This is a genomic window from Listeria immobilis, assembly GCF_014322765.1.
In the GTDB taxonomy this organism is placed as follows: Bacteria; Bacillota; Bacilli; order Lactobacillales; family Listeriaceae; genus Listeria; species Listeria immobilis.
Window position 1 is genome coordinate 1 of the sequence record NZ_JAASTZ010000041.1, and the last position, 790, is coordinate 790.

Here is a 790-nt window from a genome sequence, read left to right on the forward strand (position 1 = left end):
CGGGAAGACAGGATTCGAACCTGCGACCCCTTGGTCCCAAACCAAGTGCTCTACCAAGCTGAGCTACTTCCCGTTTAATAAAGTGCGCCCAAGAGGAGTCGAACCTCTAACCGCTTGATTCGTAGTCAAGTACTCTATCCAGTTGAGCTATGGGCGCAAATATAAGTGCCGAGGACCGGAATCGAACCGGTACGGATATCACTATCCGCAGGATTTTAAGTCCTGTGCGTCTGCCAGTTCCGCCACCCCGGCGTTGCTTATAAAATATGGAGCGGAAGACGGGGTTCGAACCCGCGACCCCCACCTTGGCAAGGTGATGTTCTACCACTGAACTACTTCCGCATATCATATAAGTGCGGGTGAAGGGACTTGAACCCCCACGCCTCGCGGCGCCAGATCCTAAATCTGGTGCGTCTGCCAATTCCGCCACACCCGCAAAAGTGAGCCGTGCTGGGTTCGAACCAGCGACCCTCTGATTAAAAGTCAGATGCTCTACCAACTGAGCTAACGGCTCTCTATAATAATATATGTATTACAAAGAAAATAATAATGGTGCCGGCTGCAAGAGTCGAACTCGCGACCTACTGATTACAAATCAGTTGCTCTACCAACTGAGCTAAGCCGGCATAAAAAATGGAGGTTAACGGGATCGAACCGCTGACCCTCTGCTTGTAAGGCAGATGCTCTCCCAGCTGAGCTAAACCTCCAGGGATATTGCCCGGCAGCGACCTACTCTCGCAGGGGGAAGCCCCCAACTACCATTGGCGCAGAGAAGCTTAACTACCGTGTT

The 790-nt window shown here is 52.0% G+C and carries 8 tRNA genes and 1 rRNA gene; all 9 read right to left on the bottom strand.

Going from position 1 to position 790, the window contains the following annotated elements:
- Positions 1-73, bottom strand: a tRNA-Pro gene (locus tag HCJ50_RS15570).
- 10 nt (positions 74-83) lie between these two features.
- Positions 84-157, bottom strand: a tRNA-Arg gene (locus tag HCJ50_RS15575).
- A 9-nt stretch (positions 158-166) separates the two neighbouring features.
- Positions 167-252, bottom strand: a tRNA-Leu gene (locus HCJ50_RS15580).
- Positions 253-267: 15 nt separating this feature from the next.
- Positions 268-342 (bottom strand) — tRNA-Gly (locus tag HCJ50_RS15585).
- A 12-nt stretch (positions 343-354) separates the two neighbouring features.
- A tRNA-Leu gene (locus tag HCJ50_RS15590) sits at positions 355-436 on the bottom strand.
- Between the two features lie 5 nt (positions 437-441).
- Positions 442-514: transfer RNA gene (locus HCJ50_RS15595), tRNA-Lys, on the bottom strand.
- A 36-nt stretch (positions 515-550) separates the two neighbouring features.
- Positions 551-626: transfer RNA gene (locus tag HCJ50_RS15600), tRNA-Thr, on the bottom strand.
- Between the two features lie 8 nt (positions 627-634).
- A tRNA-Val gene (locus HCJ50_RS15605) sits at positions 635-707 on the bottom strand.
- A 9-nt stretch (positions 708-716) separates the two neighbouring features.
- Positions 717-790: ribosomal RNA gene (gene rrf / locus HCJ50_RS16145) — 5S ribosomal RNA — on the bottom strand; the annotation flags it as partial.